15 protein-coding genes are annotated in these 18,152 nt (G+C 62.2%); 14 read left to right on the plus strand and 1 reads right to left on the minus strand.

The annotated features are described in order from the left end of the window. The first annotated feature begins 7 nt into the window (after positions 1-7). The 10 genes from mraY (at position 8) to lpxC (ending at position 11,694) form a co-directional block, all read left to right on the plus strand. Positions 8-1,090 (plus strand): phospho-N-acetylmuramoyl-pentapeptide-transferase, encoded by a 1,083-nt coding sequence (mraY, locus tag K7I12_RS08095; RefSeq protein ID WP_031383157.1) that lies wholly within the window; start codon positions 8-10, stop codon positions 1,088-1,090. 54 nt (positions 1,091-1,144) lie between these two features. Beyond that, positions 1,145-2,551: a UDP-N-acetylmuramoyl-L-alanine--D-glutamate ligase gene (murD, locus tag K7I12_RS08100; RefSeq protein ID WP_031383158.1), complete on the plus strand. Its 1,407-nt coding sequence runs from the start codon at positions 1,145-1,147 to the stop codon at positions 2,549-2,551. Beyond that, positions 2,548-3,711, plus strand: coding sequence for a putative lipid II flippase FtsW (ftsW, locus tag K7I12_RS08105; protein ID WP_031383159.1), 1,164 nt, complete (start codon positions 2,548-2,550; stop codon positions 3,709-3,711). Before murD ends, ftsW begins: the two co-directional genes overlap by 4 nt. 75 nt (positions 3,712-3,786) lie before the next feature. Next, the gene (gene murG, locus K7I12_RS08110; RefSeq protein WP_031383160.1) at positions 3,787-4,854 is read left to right on the plus strand and encodes an undecaprenyldiphospho-muramoylpentapeptide beta-N-acetylglucosaminyltransferase; all 1,068 of its coding nucleotides are present in this window, start codon (positions 3,787-3,789) and stop codon (positions 4,852-4,854) included. Between the two features lie 43 nt (positions 4,855-4,897). Beyond that, entirely contained in the window at positions 4,898-6,310 is a 1,413-nt protein-coding gene (gene murC, locus K7I12_RS08115) for a UDP-N-acetylmuramate--L-alanine ligase (RefSeq protein ID WP_231663843.1), read from the plus strand. Next, positions 6,307-7,257, plus strand: a complete 951-nt coding sequence (locus K7I12_RS08120) for a D-alanine--D-alanine ligase (RefSeq protein ID WP_051907386.1) — start codon at positions 6,307-6,309, stop codon at positions 7,255-7,257. Before murC ends, K7I12_RS08120 begins: the two co-directional genes overlap by 4 nt. A 4-nt stretch (positions 7,258-7,261) precedes the next feature. Further along, positions 7,262-7,990 carry a cell division protein FtsQ/DivIB gene (locus K7I12_RS08125; protein ID WP_031383163.1) on the plus strand — a complete coding sequence of 243 codons (729 nt, stop codon included), beginning with the start codon at positions 7,262-7,264 and terminating at the stop codon, positions 7,988-7,990. 203 nt (positions 7,991-8,193) lie between these two features. Then, the gene (gene ftsA, locus K7I12_RS08130; RefSeq protein WP_031383164.1) at positions 8,194-9,468 is read left to right on the plus strand and encodes a cell division protein FtsA; all 1,275 of its coding nucleotides are present in this window, start codon (positions 8,194-8,196) and stop codon (positions 9,466-9,468) included. A gap of 36 nt (positions 9,469-9,504) precedes the next feature. Next, positions 9,505-10,668 (plus strand): cell division protein FtsZ, encoded by a 1,164-nt coding sequence (gene ftsZ / locus K7I12_RS08135; RefSeq protein WP_031383165.1) that lies wholly within the window; start codon positions 9,505-9,507, stop codon positions 10,666-10,668. A gap of 111 nt (positions 10,669-10,779) precedes the next feature. After that, positions 10,780-11,694 (plus strand): UDP-3-O-acyl-N-acetylglucosamine deacetylase, encoded by a 915-nt coding sequence (gene lpxC / locus K7I12_RS08140; RefSeq protein ID WP_031383166.1) that lies wholly within the window; start codon positions 10,780-10,782, stop codon positions 11,692-11,694. A gap of 120 nt (positions 11,695-11,814) precedes the next feature. Here the strand turns inward: lpxC and K7I12_RS08145 are convergent, their stop codons facing one another. Beyond that, complete coding sequence (locus tag K7I12_RS08145) at positions 11,815-12,297, minus strand: DUF721 domain-containing protein (protein ID WP_031383167.1); 483 nt, start codon at positions 12,295-12,297, stop codon at positions 11,815-11,817. Positions 12,298-12,358: 61 nt separating this feature from the next. On the opposite strand from K7I12_RS08145, the gene K7I12_RS08150 reads away from it, so the two are divergent. From K7I12_RS08150 to K7I12_RS08165, 4 genes are all read left to right on the plus strand, one after another. Further along, positions 12,359-12,712 carry a hypothetical protein gene (locus tag K7I12_RS08150; protein WP_084173364.1) on the plus strand — a complete coding sequence of 118 codons (354 nt, stop codon included), beginning with the start codon at positions 12,359-12,361 and terminating at the stop codon, positions 12,710-12,712. Between the two features lie 84 nt (positions 12,713-12,796). After that, positions 12,797-15,523 carry a preprotein translocase subunit SecA gene (gene secA, locus K7I12_RS08155; protein WP_231663838.1) on the plus strand — a complete coding sequence of 909 codons (2,727 nt, stop codon included), beginning with the start codon at positions 12,797-12,799 and terminating at the stop codon, positions 15,521-15,523. 70 nt (positions 15,524-15,593) lie between these two features. Next, positions 15,594-16,808: a bifunctional glutamate N-acetyltransferase/amino-acid acetyltransferase ArgJ gene (gene argJ / locus K7I12_RS08160; protein ID WP_231663839.1), complete on the plus strand. Its 1,215-nt coding sequence runs from the start codon at positions 15,594-15,596 to the stop codon at positions 16,806-16,808. 76 nt (positions 16,809-16,884) lie between these two features. After that, entirely contained in the window at positions 16,885-17,832 is a 948-nt protein-coding gene (locus K7I12_RS08165; RefSeq protein ID WP_231663840.1) for a Nudix family hydrolase, read from the plus strand. Positions 17,833-18,152: the final 320 nt, after the last annotated feature.

The raw sequence follows: 18,152 nt of genomic DNA on the forward strand, positions 1-18,152 counted from the left end.
ACACTACATGCTGCTTTTGCTTGCCAATTTTCTGGCTCAATTCCAGAGCGCTTTCACGGTATTCGACTATCTCACCCTGAGGGCCGTGCTGGGTACGTTGACCGCGCTGTTGCTGTGCCTGTGGCTGGGCCCGATGGTGATTCGCCGTCTGGTCGAGCGCCAGATCGGCCAGGCGGTGCGTGACGACGGTCCGCAATCCCACCTCTCCAAGGCCGGGACGCCGACCATGGGCGGGGCGATGATTCTGATGGCGATGGCCATCAGCACGCTGCTGTGGGGCGACCTGAGCAATCATTACGTATGGCTGGTGCTGGTCGTCACGCTCGGCTTCGGCGCCATCGGCTGGGTCGATGACTACCGCAAGGTGGTCGAGAAGAACCCGCGCGGGTTGCCGGCGCGCTGGAAATATTTCTGGCAGTCGGTGCTGGGTGTCGGCGCCGCGCTGTTTCTGTATTACACCGCCGCCAGCCCGGTCGAGACGAGCCTGATCGTGCCGCTGTTCAAGGAGGTCGTCGTTCAGCTGGGCCTTTTCTATATCGTGCTGAGCTATCTGGTCATCGTGGGGAGCTCCAACGCCGTCAATCTGACCGACGGCCTCGACGGCCTGGCGATCATGCCGACCGTGATGGTCGCCATGGGCCTGGCGGTATTCGCCTACGCCAGCGGCAACGTCGTCTTCGCCGAATACCTGCATATCCCGCTGGTGCCGGGGGCCGGCGAACTGGCAGTCTTCTGCGGCAGCATCGCCGGGGCGGGGCTGGGTTTTTTATGGTTCAACACCTACCCCGCGCAGGTCTTCATGGGCGATGTCGGCGCGCTGGCGCTGGGCGCCGCGCTGGGTATCGTGGCGGTCATCGTACGCCAGGAGATCGTGTTGTTCGTGATGGGCGGCGTGTTCGTCATGGAGACCGTGTCGGTGATCCTCCAGGTGGGCTCCTACAAGCTGACCGGGCGGCGCATCTTCCGCATGGCACCGCTACACCATCACTTCGAGCTCAAGGGCTGGCCGGAGCCGCGGGTCATCGTGCGTTTCTGGATCATCACCGTGGTGCTGGTACTGCTGGGTCTGGCCACCCTGAAAATTCGCTGAATGGGTGGCCGCCAATCGCCCACGGAAGGCACTGCTCAAAGGAGGCGAGCGCCGATGCAAGCGGTACCGCAGGGTCATACGCTGGTGGTCGGCCTGGGCGTGTCGGGGTGGGCGATTGCCCGTCACCTGACGCGCCAGGCACGGCCATTCATGGTTGCCGACACGCGCCAATCGCCGCCCGGTCTCGAGGCGTTCCGGGCGGCCTTCCCAGGGGTCGAGATTCACTGCGGCCGGCTGGATGAAATCGATGCGAGCCGGGCCGTTGAGATCGTCGTCAGCCCCGGGGTCGATCCGCGATCTCCCGGCCTGGCCCGTTACTGGCAGGCGACGCTCGAGGGCGCGCCCGGCATGCCGCGGGTGATCGGTGAGATTGCGCTGTTCGCGGGTGCCTGTCGGGCGCCGATCGCGGCGATCACCGGCGCCAATGCCAAGTCGACGGTGACCACGTTGCTCGGTGAGATGGCTCGCCAATCCGGCAAGCGTGTCGCGGTCGGCGGAAACCTGGGCATCGCCGCGCTGGATTTGCTCGCCGAGTGTCCCGATGCAGAGCTTTACGTACTCGAACTCTCGAGCTTTCAGCTCGAGACGACGCCACGGCTGGGCGCGGCGACGGCGGCGTTCCTCAACCTGTCCGAGGATCATCTCGACCGGCACGGCGACATGGCAGGCTATCGGGCCGCCAAGCTGGCAATATTCCGCGGTGCTGAGCATGCGGTGGTCAACGCCGAGGATCATTTGACCTGGCCCGATGACGTTGACCTGCCCGTGTCGCGGTTCACCACCCGGCCGCCGCAGCCTGAAGAGTGGGGAATCGCCGAGTCTGGTAGCGAGGCCGCTCGCGAGCCCTGGCTGATGCACGGCGAGGTGCCGATCATGGCGGTGCGCGAGATGCGCCTGGCCGGACGCCACAATCAGGCCAATGGCCTGGCGGCGATGGCGATGGGCGAACGCCTGGGGCTATCGCATGAGGCGATGGTTCGTGTATTGAAGCGCTTCGCGGGGTTGCCGCACCGCGGTGAGCTTGTCGCGGAGGCGCACGGCATCCGCTGGATCAACGACTCCAAGGGTACCAACGTCGGCGCCACGCTGGCGGCCATTGCCGGGCTGGGGCCGACGCTCGGCGGACGTCTCATCTGGCTGGGAGGCGGTATGGGCAAGGCAGCCGACTTCACGCCGCTGGCCGAACCACTGGCGCGTCATGCCCGCGAAGCGGTGGTGTTCGGCGCCGACGCAGCGCGCCTGGCACAGGCCTTGGCGGGCCATGTGGCAATCACGCGCTGCGACGATCTGAAGGCAGCCATGGCGCGCGCCGGCGATATCGCCGAACCCGGAGATTGCGTGCTGCTTTCGCCGGCCTGCGCGAGTCTCGATCAGTTCAGCAATTATCAGGCGCGCGGTGAGGCTTTCCGTGCAGGTGCTGCGGCCTGGCTGCAAACATTCGATCAACAGGAGGCGCCATGACCGCCCTGGCTCGACGCCTGTCGACAGCAGGCAGCTCCTTTGACGGCTGGTTGCTGTTCTCTGCGCTTGCCCTGCTGCTGCTGGGGTGGGTAATGGTGACCTCGGCGTCTATCGAGATCGCCACCAGTCAAACCGGCAATGCGCACTATTACAGCCTGCGTCACGGCATCTTCGACGTGCTGGCGCTGGGGAGCGCTATGATCACCCTGCGCATTCCCCTGCTATGGTGGCAGCACAACGGTTCTCGGTTGCTGATGCTGGGGTTCGTACTGTTGATTGCCGTGCTGGTAGTTGGCCCCGAAACCAACGGCAGCCGCCGCTGGATCTCGCTTGGCGTCGTCAACGTGCAGGTTTCAGAGCTGGTCAAGCTGTTCTTGATCGTCTATCTGGCCGGTTATCTGGAACGCTTTTTGCCCGGGGTGCGCCGGCATTGGTGGGAGTTTCTCAAGCCATTGGTGATCATGGTGCCGCTGGGCGGGCTGCTGATCCTCGAACCGGACTACGGCGCACTCGTGGTCATGACCGGTTGCGTGATGGGCATGCTGCTGTTGGCCGGGGCGCCGCTGATACGCTTTCTGCTACTGATGGTGGCGGTGATTCTGATCGGTGGTTATGTGGCGGTGGCCGAGCCCTATCGGCTAGAGCGGATCACCAGCTTCGCCAACCCCTGGGCCGACATGTATGATTCCGGCTACCAGCTGACCCAGGCGCTGATCGCCTTTGGCCGTGGTCACTGGTTGGGGCTCGGGCTGGGCAATAGCGTCCAGAAGTTGTTCTACCTGCCCGAAGCGCATACCGATTTCGTGTTTGCGGTGATTGCCGAGGAACTGGGGCTGGTCGGCGCGGTAACGGTGATCGCCCTGTTCGCGATTCTCGTCTATCGCGCTTTGCTGATCGGCCGGCGGGCCGAGCTCGCCCGATTGCCGTTCGCGGCCTACCTCAGCTACGGTATTGCCTTGGTTTTTGGCGCCCAGGCATTCATCAATATCGCCGTGAGTACCGGCATGCTGCCGACCAAGGGCCTGACGCTGCCGCTGTTGAGCTACGGCGGGTCGAGCCTGATCGTCAGTGCCGTGATGGTGGCCCTGCTGTTGCGGGTTGATATCGATACGCGCAAACGCGGCCGCAGCTCACCATCCCGCGCCAAGCCGGCGACCTAGATCAAGGAGTACTCGGCGGTGGTAGAACGAGCAGCGGTCCTGGCGGGCCAGGGTAGTCGGCTTCGCGTGCTGATCATGGCCGGCGGCACTGGCGGACATGTTATTCCGGCGCTATCGCTGGCCAAGGCGTTGGCGACTGAAGGGGCTCGGGTCGAATGGCTGGGCAGCCCGAGAGGGATCGAGAATCGTCTGGTACCGGCGGCCGGTCTGGCGCTGCATCGGATCGACGTGTCGGGGCTGCGTGGCAATGGCCTGGTCGGCTGGCTGGCGGTGCCGGTACGCCTGACGCGGGCAATCTGGCAGGCACGTCGGGTGATCGTCGCTTTCGACCCCCACTTGGTGGTGGGACTGGGAGGGTTCGCCAGCGGACCGGGAGGGCTGGCAGCATGGTTGTTGCGCCGGCCGTTGATCGTGCATGAGCAGAATGCCGTCGCGGGCCTGACCAATCAGGTGCTGGCACGCTTGGCAACGCGCGCTTACGCGGCCTTTCCCGGCGCCTTTCGCAAGTCCGGCGGACGCGAGGCGATCGTCATCGGCAACCCGGTGCGCGAGGAGATCGCGCTGCTCGGCGAGTCGCCTCGGCAGGCTCCGGAAATGCAGGGGCGACGGCTTAGATTGCTGGTCGTTGGTGGCTCCTTGGGGGCAGTGGCGCTCAATGATCGAGTGCCCCAGGCCCTTGCCCTATTGCCCGCGGCCCAGCGGCCGACGGTGCGTCATCAGGCCGGGCGCGAGCGCGTGGATGCTACCCGCGACAACTACCGTGAGGTGGGCATCGAAGCCGATATCGGCGAATTTATCGACGACATGGCCGAAGCCTATGACTGGGCCGACCTGGTGGTCTGTCGCTCCGGCGCATTGACCGTCGCCGAGCTGGCGGCGGCGGCCAAGCCGTCATTGCTGGTGCCGTTTCCGCATGCCGTCGACGATCATCAGACCGTCAACGCGGGGTATCTGGTCGAGGCCGGCGCGGCACGACTGTTGCCCCAGAAAACCTTGAGTGCCGCATCGCTTGCCGAAGCGCTGAGCGAGGTACTCGACCCCCAACGACTCGCCGGCATGGCCACGGCGGCACGCGGTCGTGCGCAGCTCGACGCTGTCGAGCGGCTGGTGGCTGGCTGTATGGAGACATGTTTTGAACGATAGCAGGCGCGATCCCACACCTGCCCGGACCCGCCGGGGCCTGGGGATGCGGCGGACCCGCAACATTCACTTCGTGGGTATTGGCGGGGCCGGCATGTGCGGCATCGCCGAGGTGCTGGCCAACGAGGGCTACCGGATCAGCGGTAGCGATATCAAGGAATCGCCGATCGTTGTGCACCTGCGCCAGTGCGGAATTCACGTGGCGATCGGCCATGCGGCGGATAATGCCCATGGCGCGGATGTCGTGGTGGTCTCGACGGCGGTCGAAACGAGCAATCCGGAGATTGCCTGGGCACGCGAGCATCGCGTGCCGGTGGTGCGGCGTGCCGAGATGCTCGCCGAGCTGATGCGCTTTCGTCACGGCATCGCCATCGCCGGTACGCACGGCAAGACCACTACCACCAGCCTCACCGCAACGCTGCTCGGAGAGGGCGAGCTCGATCCCACTTTCGTGATCGGCGGCAAGCTGACCAGCGCGGGAACCAATGCCCGGCTCGGGGCGGGCGATTATCTGGTCGCCGAAGCCGACGAATCGGATGCCTCCTTCCTGCATCTGCAGCCGATGGTCGCGGTGGTGACCAATGTCGATGCCGATCACATGGAGACCTATGCCGGCGACTTCGCACGGCTCAAGGACACCTTCGTCGAGTTTCTGCACAACCTGCCGTTCTACGGTCTCGCCGTGGTGTGTCTCGACGATGCCAATGTGCAGGAGCTGCTGCCGCGGGTACAGCGTCAGTTCGTCAGTTACGGCTTTCACGAACAAGCCGACTATCGCATCAGCGACTTCGCCCAGCAGGGCGGGGAGATCCGCTTTACCGCCTGGCGCCCCGAAGGCTACGCGCCGCTCAAGGTACGTCTGGCAATGCCTGGCGAACACAACGCACTCAACGCACTGGCGGCGATTGCCGTGGCGACGGATGCCGGCGTCGATGACGCGGCGATCCAGCGCGGCCTGGCAAGCTTCGCCGGCGTCGGTCGACGCTTTCAGGTGCATGGCGACTATGCATTGGCGCACGGCCGGGGCGAGGTCATGCTGGTCGATGATTACGGTCATCATCCACGCGAAGTGGAGATGGTCGTTCGCGCGGTGCGCGCCGGCTGGCCGCAGCGTCGGCTGGTGATGGTCTACCAGCCGCATCGCTACTCGCGTACCCACGACCTTTACGAGGACTTCGTGCGCGTGCTTTCCGGCGTCGACGTGCTGTTGCTGCTCGACGTATACAGCGCAGGGGAAAAGGCGATCGCCGGGGCTGATGGACGCAGCCTGGCCGGTTCGATCCGCCAGCGCGGTGAGGTCGACCCGCTGTTCGTCGAGAGCAAGCATGAGCTTCCCAAGCTGCTGGGCAACGTACTGCGTGACGGAGATATCCTAATTACCCAGGGGGCCGGTGATGTTGGCGGGATCGCCGTCTCTCTCGCAGCCGGCCGGCTCCAGGTGGATGAGATCGCATTATGAGCAGAGATACGCAGGCCGCAGTGCGCGGTGAGCGTCGACAGGATTATGGCCGCGTCGTGGTTCTCTATGGCGGCGATTCCGCGGAACGCGATGTCTCGCTGGCCAGTGGTGGCGCGGTTCTCGCGGCTCTGCAACGCAGTGGCGTCGATGCCCAGGGCTACGACCTGGCCGCTGGCGGCCTGAGCGGTCTGGAGGCGCTGGCTGCGGATCGGGTCTTCATCGCCCTGCATGGGCGGGGCGGGGAGGATGGCACCTTGCAGGGGGCGCTGGAGCTGCTGCGCATCCCCTATACCGGTAGTGGCGTGCTGGCCTCGGCGCTGGGGATGGACAAGCAACGCACCAAGCGGCTCTGGCAGGCGCACGACTTGCCTACTCCGGCGAGTATTACTCTGGGCCCCGAGTGCGACTGGTCGACAGTGGTCAGGCGCCTGGGTTTGCCGCTTGTCGTCAAACCGATACACGAAGGCTCGACGCTCGGCATCACCATCGTTGCCAATGCCGATGACCTGGCGTCGGCCTACCGCGAAGCGGCACGTTTTGATGCCGAAGTCATGGCCGAACGCTTCATTCAGGGCGAGGAATATACCGTGTCGCTGTTGGGGGACGGCATCCTGCCGGCGATACGCGTCGAAGTGCCGAGCGGCTTTTATGACTATCAAGCCAAGTACCATTCCAGCGAGACACTTTACCATCTGCCCTGTGGCTTGGACGCCGCGACCGAGGCACGGCTTGGCGAGCTGTGTCGTGAGGCCTTTGTTGCCGTGGGCGGGCGTGGCTGGGGACGGGTGGATGTGATGCGCGACGGCGAGGGACGCTTCTGGTTGCTCGAGGTGAATACCGTGCCCGGGATGACCGATCATAGCCTCGTTCCGCAAGCCGCGGCGCATGCCGGGCTCGATTTCGAGAGTCTGGTGCTGCGCATTCTCGACACCACGCTGGAGCCCTGAGCGCATGGCGGAAAGTGGCTTTCGCGTGCGCGGGGCGATCCTGGGGCTCGTGCTGTTGCTGGTCCTGCTGGGTGCTGGCGGGCGGGCGCTGTGGTTATGGCTGGATCGGCCCATCCAGCGGGTTTCGATCCGTGGCGATCTGGAGTATGTCAGCGCGGATTATCTGCGTGAGAGGCTCTCGCCGGCGGTGCAGGGCGAGACTTGGTTGTCGGTTGATTTGGATGAGTTGCGCCGACAGGCCCGCTCCGCCGAGTGGATCGCCGAAGCGCGCGTATCCAGGCAGTGGCCCAACTCGCTGACGTTCGAACTCTTTGAACAACAGCCGGTCGCACGCTGGAACGATAGCTATTTTCTCAATCCCCAGGGCGTCGCTTTTGATCGCGACAACGTGACGGTTGCCGAGGATTTGCCGGATCTCGCTGGCCCCGATGGCAGCGGTAGCGAGGTGCTTGCCCGGTATGATCGGCTGCAGAATCGATTGCTGTCATTGGGTCTGCAGGTCACGCAGCTACGGATGGAAGATCGCGGTGCCTGGCGTTTCCAGATCGATGATGCCTTTTGGGTCATGCTGGGACGTAATCAGCGTCAGGAGCGAGTAGCCCGGTTCATTGCCGCATGGCAACGCGAGTTGAGTGGCAAGGCGTCGCGAATACGCTACATCGATCTACGTTACCCGAACGGTGTTGCCATAGCCTGGCATGGAGAGAGCGACAGCAAGATCGACGAACCTTGAGCTCAAGCGTTACCTTTAATATGGCTGTCGCCCACCAACAAAGGCGTAGGGGTATTTCTTTCGACGAAAAATACCCGTATTCTGAGCGCGTATTCAATTGAACCGGTTTTAAACGCGCTGCACTCACTATAATCTGTTCAATATCTATTTAGGCTGATAAACGGATTCTTAATTCAGTGAAGATCGAGGAGTAATCCCGACCCATGCCAGGACAATCCAACGCATCCAATATGGTGGTCGGGCTGGATATTGGAACATCGAAGGTGGTCGCCATCGTTGGGCAGCCTACCGACGATGGGGGGCTCGAGATCGCCGGGATCGGCTCGCATCCCTCACGGGGGATGAAGAAGGGCGTGGTCATCAACATCGAGTCAACGGTGCAGTCGATTCAGCGTGCCGTGGAAGAGGCCGAGCTAATGGCCGGCTGCGATATTCACTCGGTCTATGTCGGTATCGCCGGCAGCCACATTAGTTCGATGAATTCCGATGGCGTGGTGGCAATCAAGGATCGCGAAGTCACTCCGTCGGACATCGATCGAGTCATCGATTCCGCGCGGGCCCGTGCGATATCCGAAGGACAACGGATACTGCACGTGTTGCCCCAGGAATTCGCCATCGATACCCAGGAGGGTATCCGCGAGCCGCTGGGCATGTCCGGGGTACGGCTTGAGGCGCGCGTGCACTTGGTTACAGCGGCATTGAATGCAGTGCAGAACATCGAGAAGTGCGTGCGACGTTGCGGGCTCGAAGTTGATGCCATCATCCTGGAGCAGTTGGCCTCGAGCCATGCCGTGCTGACAGAAGACGAGCGTGAACTCGGCGTTTGCATGGTGGATATCGGCGGCGGCACCACGGACATCGCGGTGTTCACCGAGGGTGCCATTCGCCATACGGCGGTCATCCCTATCGCCGGCGATCAGGTGACCAACGACATTGCCATGGCGCTGCGCACACCGACCCAATACGCTGAGGACATCAAGGTCAAATACGCTTGCGCGTTGACGCAGTTGGCCTCCAGCGACGAGCTGATCAAAGTTCCCAGCGTAGGCGACCGCCCGGCCCGCGACCTGTCAAGGCAGGCATTGGCCGAAGTGGTCGAGCCGCGCTACGAGGAACTCTTTACTTTGGTACGTGAGGAACTGAGACGCAGCGGTTACGAGGATCTCGTGGCCGCTGGCGTGGTGCTGACCGGGGGCACATCACGCATGGAGGGCGTGGTCGAGCTTGCGGAGGAAATCTTCCATATGCCGGTACGCATTGCCAGCCCACAGAATGTGCGAGGCCTGGCGGATGTGGTACGCAATCCGATTTATTCCACGGGCGTGGGTTTGCTACTCTACGGTATGCGCGATGCCAAGCATGCGCAGAGCCGTGCAGTTTCCGCCCAGCCCCGTAGAGAGGAAGTCTCGCGGCGTGGTCTCAAGGACGGCATTTCGGCGCTGGAACGGGTCAAAGGCTGGTTCAAAGGAAATTTCTGACAGGGCCGCACTGCGCGGTCACAGGAGACGGGGCAAATGTTCGAACTGGTAGATAACGCACCTTCCAGCAGCGCGGTCATCAAGGTGATTGGCGTTGGTGGAGGCGGCGGCAATGCCGTCAATCACATGGTCGAAAGCAACATCGATGGCGTCGAGTTCATCTGCGCCAATACCGATGCGCAGGCGCTCAAGCGAGTCGCCGCCAAGACCGTTCTCCAGTTAGGCAGCGAGATTACCAAGGGGCTCGGGGCGGGCGCCAGCCCGGACGTCGGGCGCCAGGCCGCCATGGAAGACCGTGAGCGCATCGCCGAGCTCCTTCAGGGCGCCGACATGGTATTCATTACTGCGGGCATGGGTGGCGGTACCGGTACCGGTGGCGCACCCGTGGTCGCTCAGGTAGCCAAGGAACTGGGGATACTCACGGTCGCGGTGGTCACCCGGCCTTTCCCCTTCGAAGGGCCCAAGCGCATGCGTGTCGCCGAGGAGGGCATGCGCGAGCTTTCCGAGCATGTCGACTCGCTGATCACCATCCCCAATGAAAAGCTGCTGGCCGTGCTGGGCAAGAGTGCCAGTCTGCTGACTGCCTTCAGTGCTGCCAACGATGTCCTGTTGGGTGCCGTGCAGGGGATTGCCGAGCTGATCACCAGCCCGGGCATCATCAACGTCGACTTCGCCGATGTGCGTACCGTGATGTCCGAAATGGGTATGGCGATGATGGGCACCGGCGGCGCCGTCGGCGAGAACCGAGCCCGGGAAGCTGCCGAGAAAGCGATCCGCAGCCCGCTGCTCGAAGACATCGATCTGCATGGCGCACGCGGTATCCTGGTCAATATTACGGCCGGGCCCGATTTGTCCATCGGTGAGTTCAACGATGTCGGCGCCACTGTTCAGGAATTCGCCTCCCAGGATGCGACAATCGTGGTGGGCACCGCCATCGACATGGAAATGTCCGATGAGCTGCGGGTTACCGTGGTGGCGGCGGGGCTCGATGGCCGTCGTGAGAAGCCGGCGGGCCGCGAGGCGGCAACGCGTCCGGAGACGACCGACTACCGCAAGCTCCAGCAGCCGACGGTCATGCGTCAGCAAGCGGCCAAGGCCGATCAGGAAGAGGCCGCCAAAGCACGTCAGGAGCGCCGCAAGAGCAAGGAAATGGACGACTACCTGGACATCCCGGCCTTTCTGCGGCGCCAAGCCGATTGAATTTTGCTATCGTGACGATGGGCGTGGCCGGATGACATTTTTTGTTTAAACAGCTGTTCGATGTTATAGTGAACACTGTTTCGCAACTGTGATGAAGCCTGGCCATTGCCCATGATCAAGCAAAGAACGCTCAAGAACACCATGCGCGCCACAGGGGTGGGTCTCCACTCCGGTGAAAAGGTCTACTTGACCCTGCGCCCGGCTCCGGCCGACACGGGGATCGTATTCATTCGCAGCGATCTCGATCCTGTCGTGCACATTCCCGCACGCGCCGAAAATGTTACCGATACGACGCTATGCACGGCCTTGTCCTGCGATGGCGTCAAGGTGGCTACGGTCGAGCACCTGATGTCTGCGTTCGCGGGGCTGGGTATCGACAATGCCTTTGTCGAGCTCAGCGCGCCCGAAGTGCCGATCATGGACGGTAGCGCGGGGCCTTTCGTGTTCCTGATTCAGTCCGCGGGAATCACTGAGCTGGAGGCGCCCAAGAAGTTCATTCGCATCAAGCGTGAGATCGTGGTGCGCGACGAGGACAAGGAAGCTGTCTTTCTGCCTTACAACGGTTTCAGGGTTTCCTTTTCGATCGACTTCGACCATCCGGTCTTCGAAAACCAGAAGCAGACGGCAAGCGTCGACTTCTCGACGACGTCTTTCGTCAAGGAAGTATCGCGCGCGCGCACCTTCGGCTTCATGCGTGACCTGGAGTTCCTGCGTTCGCATAATCTCGCCCTGGGAGGCAGCCTGGACAACGCGATCGTCGTGGACGACTACCGCATCCTCAACGAGGGCGGATTGCGCTACGACGACGAATTCGTCAAGCACAAGGTACTCGACGCGATCGGCGACCTGTATCAGCTTGGTTATAGCCTGATCGGGGAATTCCGGGGCATGAAATCCGGGCATGCGCTCAACAATCAGTTGTGCCGCGCCATGCTGGCCAATCCCGAGTCATGGGAAATCGTCACTTTTGAAGGGGCTAGCCAAAAGGCACCGATCTCCTATTCGGCTCCGGCAATGGCCATGTAGGACCGATGCTTGTTCTCGGCAGGTCATCCATTGACGCCAGCTCAGCGGGGCTGGCGTTTTTCGTTGCGAAAAACTTTGTATGCGCAGTATGGCCGAGCGCAGGCAGTTTTCGGACAAAGCCTAGTCTGCACCAGTCGACGGCTCTGCATGAGCCGCCAAGCGCTCGAGCGCTCGCTTCAGGCGCGGATTGTCGGTGTCGCGGGCGCAGCTCGAGAGTTCGTCGGCCGCCTGGCTCGACAAGGCGCGTGGTTGGCTGATCGGCACCCTGGGTGGCACGATTGGACGCACCTTGAAAGTCAGTCCGGTAACGGCTTCGAGTTCGGGCAATTGGCGTAATAGCTCGAGCAGACGTGCCTGCTCGTAGCGAAGCCAGGTCAACCAGACGGCGCGATCGGTGATCAGCGTGAGCTTGCCTTGACGATAGCCGCCGACGAAAAGATGGCCGCGCACTTCTTCGGGCAGGTGGCTGCGTAAGTGTTCTTGCGCGCGACCAATCACATTGGCTACACGCATCAGGCCGTTGAGTTCCGAGCCGCGACGGCCGTTACCGTCGAGTAGCGTTGTGGTGGGCTGGGCGCGAAAACGCTTAGCCTTTATACTCATTGGCTTGCACCGTTGCTTAGCGGTGCACTCAATCTAGCATGCCCCGGAGCCCTTCAACAGCATGACCGACGTGACGTTCGATTCTCAGGCCGAGACCAGTGGCAGCCGGCAGCGCTCAAGGCGCCTGTCGCGTTGGTGGCTGGCCGGTTTGCTGGTCGGTTGTCTGTTGCCCTCGTCACTCGTGCATGCGGAAGCGGTGCGTATTGCCGAGCAATTGACCCAGATTTGTCTGATGGCTCCGGCTGCCATCCGCGCCGAATCGCGCCGCGTGGCCCGCCATCGGGCGCAACGCGGCATGCCGCGACGCCGACATGTCAGAGCGTGCCTGCAAGCCCTGTGTACTCAGTGCGCAGGGCAGCCCTGTGCCGGGCTCGATGTCCTGAATCGACGCGGTCCGCCCGCACGAATGATCTAGTCTGGCCGATGGGCCAGCAAGTCGGTTGCCGAGGCATCGGACGGTGCTTCGTAACAATGATTACTTCGTGATTCAGGATATCCAATGTTAAACACCCTGGTGCGCAAGATGGTCGGCTCGAAAAACGACCGTGAAGTGAAACGCATGGGCAAGCTTACCGGCGAGATCGGCGCTTTCGAGCAGAGCCTCGCGGCGTTGGCCGATGACGAGTTACGGCAACGTACGGAGCAATTGCGAGAGCGCCTCGGAGGCGGCGAAAGCCTCGACAAGTTATTGCCCGAAGCCTTTGCGTGTGTACGCGAGGCCAGCAAGCGGGTCATGGGCATGCGCCACTTCGACGTCCAGTTGATCGGCGGGATCACCCTGCATCGGGGGCGCATCGCCGAGATGAAGACCGGCGAGGGCAAGACGCTGGTGGCCACTTTAGCGGTCTATCTCAATGCCTTGCCGAGCCGAGGCGTGCATGTGGTCACCGTCAATGATTATCTCGCACGGCGCGATGCCGAATGGATGCGTCCGCTCTACGAATCGCTGGGCCTGACGGTTGGCGTGATCTATTCGGGACAGAGCTCCGAAGACAAGCGCGCGGCTTACGCCTGCGATATTACCTACGGAACCAACAACGAGTTCGGCTTCGATTACCTGCGCGACAACATGGCTTTCGCGCTGGGCGACAAGGTTCAGCGCGAGTTGCATTACGCGATCGTCGACGAGGTCGATTCGATACTTATCGATGAGGCAAGAACGCCGCTGATCATCTCGGGACCCGTCGAGGAGAACACCGATCTCTACAAGGTCGTGGATCGGCTGGCCACCGAACTCAAGCAATGCGAGGATCCCGAAGACCCCGAGAGCGGTGAGTTCAGCCTCGAAGAAAAGCAAAAGCAGGTCGAACTGACCGAGGCCGGTCACCACAAGGTGGAAGAGCTGATGCGTCGCCAAGGGCTGCTGGCCGAAGAAGATTCGCTTTACTCGGCGCAGAATCTGGGGCTGCTGCAACACATGCATTCCGCGCTGCGCGCACGCCACCTTTTCCATCGGGACGTCGATTATATCGTCAGCAACGACGAGGTGGTCATCGTCGATGAGCATACCGGGCGCAGTATGCCCGGGCGTCGCTGGTCGGAAGGCCTTCATCAGGCCGTAGAAGCCAAGGAAGGCGTGGCCATCCAGAAGGAAAGCCAGACGCTGGCCTCGACGACGTTCCAGAACTATTTCAGGCTCTATGAAAAGCTTTCGGGGATGACCGGCACGGCCGATACCGAAGCTTTCGAATTTCGCCAGATCTACGGGCTCGATGTCACGGTCATTCCGACCAACAAGCCCATCACGCGTATCGATTACAACGATCTGGTCTATCTCTCCGCCCAGGAGAAGTACGAGGCGATCATCGAGGACGTCAAGACCCAGCGTGAATCCGGCCGGCCGGTGCTGGTCGGTACGGCCTCGATCGAGACTTCCGAGCTGTTGGCGAACCTGATGAAGCGGGGAGACATCCCGCATAACGTGCTCAATGCCAAGCAACACCAGAGCGAAGCCGAGATCATCGCCCAGGCGGGTCGTCCCGGGGCCATCACCATTGCCACGAACATGGCGGGCCGCGGCACCGATATCGTCCTGGGGGGGAACTGGGAGGCTGAAGTCGCCAAGCTGGACAATCCCAGTCAAGCGCAGATCGATGCCGCCAAGGCCGAATGGCAGCAGCGTCACGATGCGGTTCTGGAGGCCGGTGGGCTGCACGTCATCGGCTCCGAGCGCCATGAATCGCGGCGCATCGATAACCAGTTGCGTGGTAGGGCGGGGCGTCAGGGCGATCCCGGTTCGACGCGTTTCTTCCTGTCGTTGGAAGATAACCTGATGCGCCTGTTCGGCTCCGAGCGGGTCCAGCGGCTAATGCAGGCACTGGGACTCGAGCATGGCGAGGCGATCGAGCACAAGATGGTTTCAAACGCCGTCGAGCGGGCCCAGAAGAAGGTTGAAGGTCGCAACTTCGATATTCGCAAGCAGCTGCTCGAATACGACGATGTGGCCAACGATCAGCGCCGGGTGATCTACGAGCAGCGCGATGCCATTCTCGGCGCCGATGAAGTGGCCGAGAACGTGGCAGGCATTCGCGACGAGGTCCTGGACGAAGCGATTACCGCCTACGTGCCGCCACAGAGTCTGCCCGAACAATGGGATCTGGAAGGATTGCAGCATCATCTCAAGAGCGAATTCAACCTCGATGTGCCGCTACTCGAGTGGGCCGAGGAAGACGAGCATTTCCACGAGGAGCAACTGCGCGAGCGCCTGCAGAACCAGCACCGCGAGATCTATGCAGCCAAGGTCGAGGCGGTCGGGCCCGAGTTGATGCGGCGATTCGAGAAGCAGGTCATGCTGCAGGTGCTGGATACCCGCTGGAAGGAACACCTGCAATCGATGGACCATTTGCGGCGCGGCATTCACTTGCGTGGCTATGCCCAGAAGAATCCCAAGCAGGAATACAAGCGCGAGGCCTTCGAGCTTTTCCAGAGCCTGCTGACCAATATCAAGCATGACGTCACGCGTATCCTGAGCCATGTGCAGGTCCGTCGGCAGGAAGAGGTCGATGAATTGGAGCGACAGCGTCGCGAGACACTCGAGCGCGAGAAGGCCTCCGCGACGCAGCAGCATGAAACGGCAGAGGATGAAGCCGAGCCGAGTGGCGGCGCGCCGGCTGAGGCCGCAGTCTCTCAGACGGTACGGCGCGAAGGACCCAAGGTCGGGCGTAACGATCCGTGCCCCTGCGGTTCCGGCAAGAAGTACAAGCAGTGTCATGGCAAGTTGGATTAACCGCGAGCGTGTTTAACGGTGGCCGTATGGCCGGCGTAGCCCGCGGCTCATCGGTTCAGGAGGCTAGGGGATGGCGGTAGGCGAAGCAATCTTCCCGCAGATGCCGGCTATTGCCGGGGTCCGGCTCGGTACGGCACAGGCGGGGATCAAGAAGGCGGGGCGCCGCGACGTCCTGATAATCGAAGTGCCGGAACAGGCGCGAGTCGCCGGTGTCTTCACGCGCAACGCATTCTGCGCCGCACCGGTGCATGTCGCCAAACGCCATTTGCAGCATGGCGCGAGCCGCTATCTGTTGGTCAATACCGGCAATGCCAATGCCGGAACCGGCATGCAGGGCATGCAGGACGCCCAGGCCTGTTGCGATGCCTTGGCGGCGCTCACCGATGTGGCCATCCAGAGTGTCCTGCCTTTCTCCACCGGTGTGATTGGCGAACGGCTACCTGTCGAGCGCCTCTGCAACAGCCTTTCCGAAGCCCTGACGAACCTGGACGATTCAGCTGTCGCCTGGGAACTTGCCGGCCAGGCCATCCTGACCACCGATACGCGTCCCAAGGGGGCTACTGCGACGTGCAACGTCGATGGTCAGTCGGTGACCATCAACGGCATCGCCAAGGGCTCCGGGATGATCAAGCCGAACATGGCCACCATGCTGGCCTTTGTGGCTACCGATGCCGAAATCGAGACGGCGTTGCTCGAGAGATTGCTGCGAGATAGCGTGGATCGCAGCTTCAACTGCATTACCGTCGACAGCGATACGTCAACCAACGATGCTTGCATGTTGATCGCTACTGGCGAGGGGCCTTGCATCGTTGGCGAGGAGTCCATCGCTGCCTTTCGCGACGCGCTGGATAGGCTCACGCGGGAGCTTGCCCAAGCAATCATCCGTGACGGCGAGGGAGCGACCAAGTTCGTCACGCTGGACGTGCAGGGCGCAAGGTCCCGCGACGAGGCGTTGGATGTGGCTTTTACCGTGGCGCATTCGCCCCTGGTCAAGACCGCCCTATACGCTTCGGATGCCAACTGGGGACGCATTCTGGCGGCAGTCGGTCGTGCACCGCTCGAAGATTTCGATGTCGAGCGCGTGGCCATAGACCTGGGCGAAGTACGACTGGTGGAAGCGGGAGGGCGTGCTCCCGGCTACATCGAAGAGGCGGGAAGTTCGGTGATGGCCCGCGACGAGATCGATATACGTATTCACCTGGGGCGTGGCGAAGCTGCAGCGACGGTATGGACGTCCGATCTGTCGCATGACTACGTTTCGATCAACGCCGATTATCGCAGCTAGTCGCGATCGAAGCTTCAGAATGAGCGAATTCTCTCATGAACTCGCGCCAGTAACGTGACAAGGGTAACAAGGCAACATGATCAAGCGACGGGTGCATGTGGCGGCTGCCGCCATCTTCAGCGATGACGGCCAGGAAGTTCTGCTTGCCAGGCGGCCCTCTACGGTCGATCAAGGTGGGCTGTGGGAATTTCCCGGTGGCAAGCTGGCGCCTTACGAGACCGGTTTCGTGGCCCTGCAGCGTGAGCTCTACGAGGAATTGGGCCTCACGATCGATCGAGCGCAGCCCTTGATCCGTGTCCATCATGAATACCCGGACAAGCACATTCTGCTTGATGTCTGGCAGGTACGCGCCTTCAGTGGCGAGCCCTACGGGCGCGAGGGGCAGGCCGTGCGCTGGGTGAAGCTCGACGAGCTGTTCAACTATCCATTCCCGGCGGCCAACATGCCCATTCTGCGAGCCGTAATGCTGCCTACCGAATATTTGATCAGTGCCGAAGAGGCTGACGATGGGGTCTTTTTGAACAAGCTGGAGCGGGCGCTGCAGGAAGACGGCCTTCGCCTCGTCCAGCTGCGGGCCAAGACCCTGGATCACGAAGACTACGTGCAGCGTGCCGAGCAGGCACTTGCCCTGTGTCGCAGGTTCAGTGCCCGCCTGCTGCTCAATGGCGAGCCCGAGTTGCTCAAGCTTGTCGACGCCGATGGCATTCACTTGACCAGCGATCGCCTGATGACCCTCGATCGCCGGCCCATCGTGCAGGGTAAGTGGCTTTCTGCGTCAACTCACAATGCCCAGCAACTCGATCATGCTGCGCATATCGGTTGTGACTTCGTCACGCTTTCGCCCTTGCGCACGACCCCGACGCACCCCGACGCAACACCGCTTGGCTGGCATGACTTCCAGCAGCTGGTGGAGCCGGCCGGCATGCCGGTTTTTGCGCTTGGCGGCATGACTCGCCACGATGCCAACCATGCAAGGGCGGTGGGCGCTCAAGGTATCGCATCGATACGTGACTTCTGGCAGTAGTGAGGGGGCAGTGAGATAAGCGCGGCAAGTGCTCTGAATGTGGTCTTTCGTGCCGAAGAAGGACTAAACTAAAAATTCTGGTCAGCCCCCTTGTGTTCGCCGCCATCGATCCGTAAAGTACGCATCCGCTGCCGACGACGCACAGCGTCGCGGGCTCGACCCGGCGCTTGACAGCGCGGCCCGGATCGGTAGAATACGTCTTCCTCGCAGGGCGCTGGCGAGCCACCCGGTGGCGCGACGGCACAGCGAGACGCTCTTTAACAATCGATCAGGTAATTCATGTGGGCGCTTGCCCGATACGCGGTGACAAGTCACGCGAT

Source organism: Halomonas sp. IOP_31, from assembly GCF_021151495.1.
GTDB classification, from domain to species: domain Bacteria; phylum Pseudomonadota; class Gammaproteobacteria; order Pseudomonadales; family Halomonadaceae; genus Modicisalibacter; species Modicisalibacter zincidurans.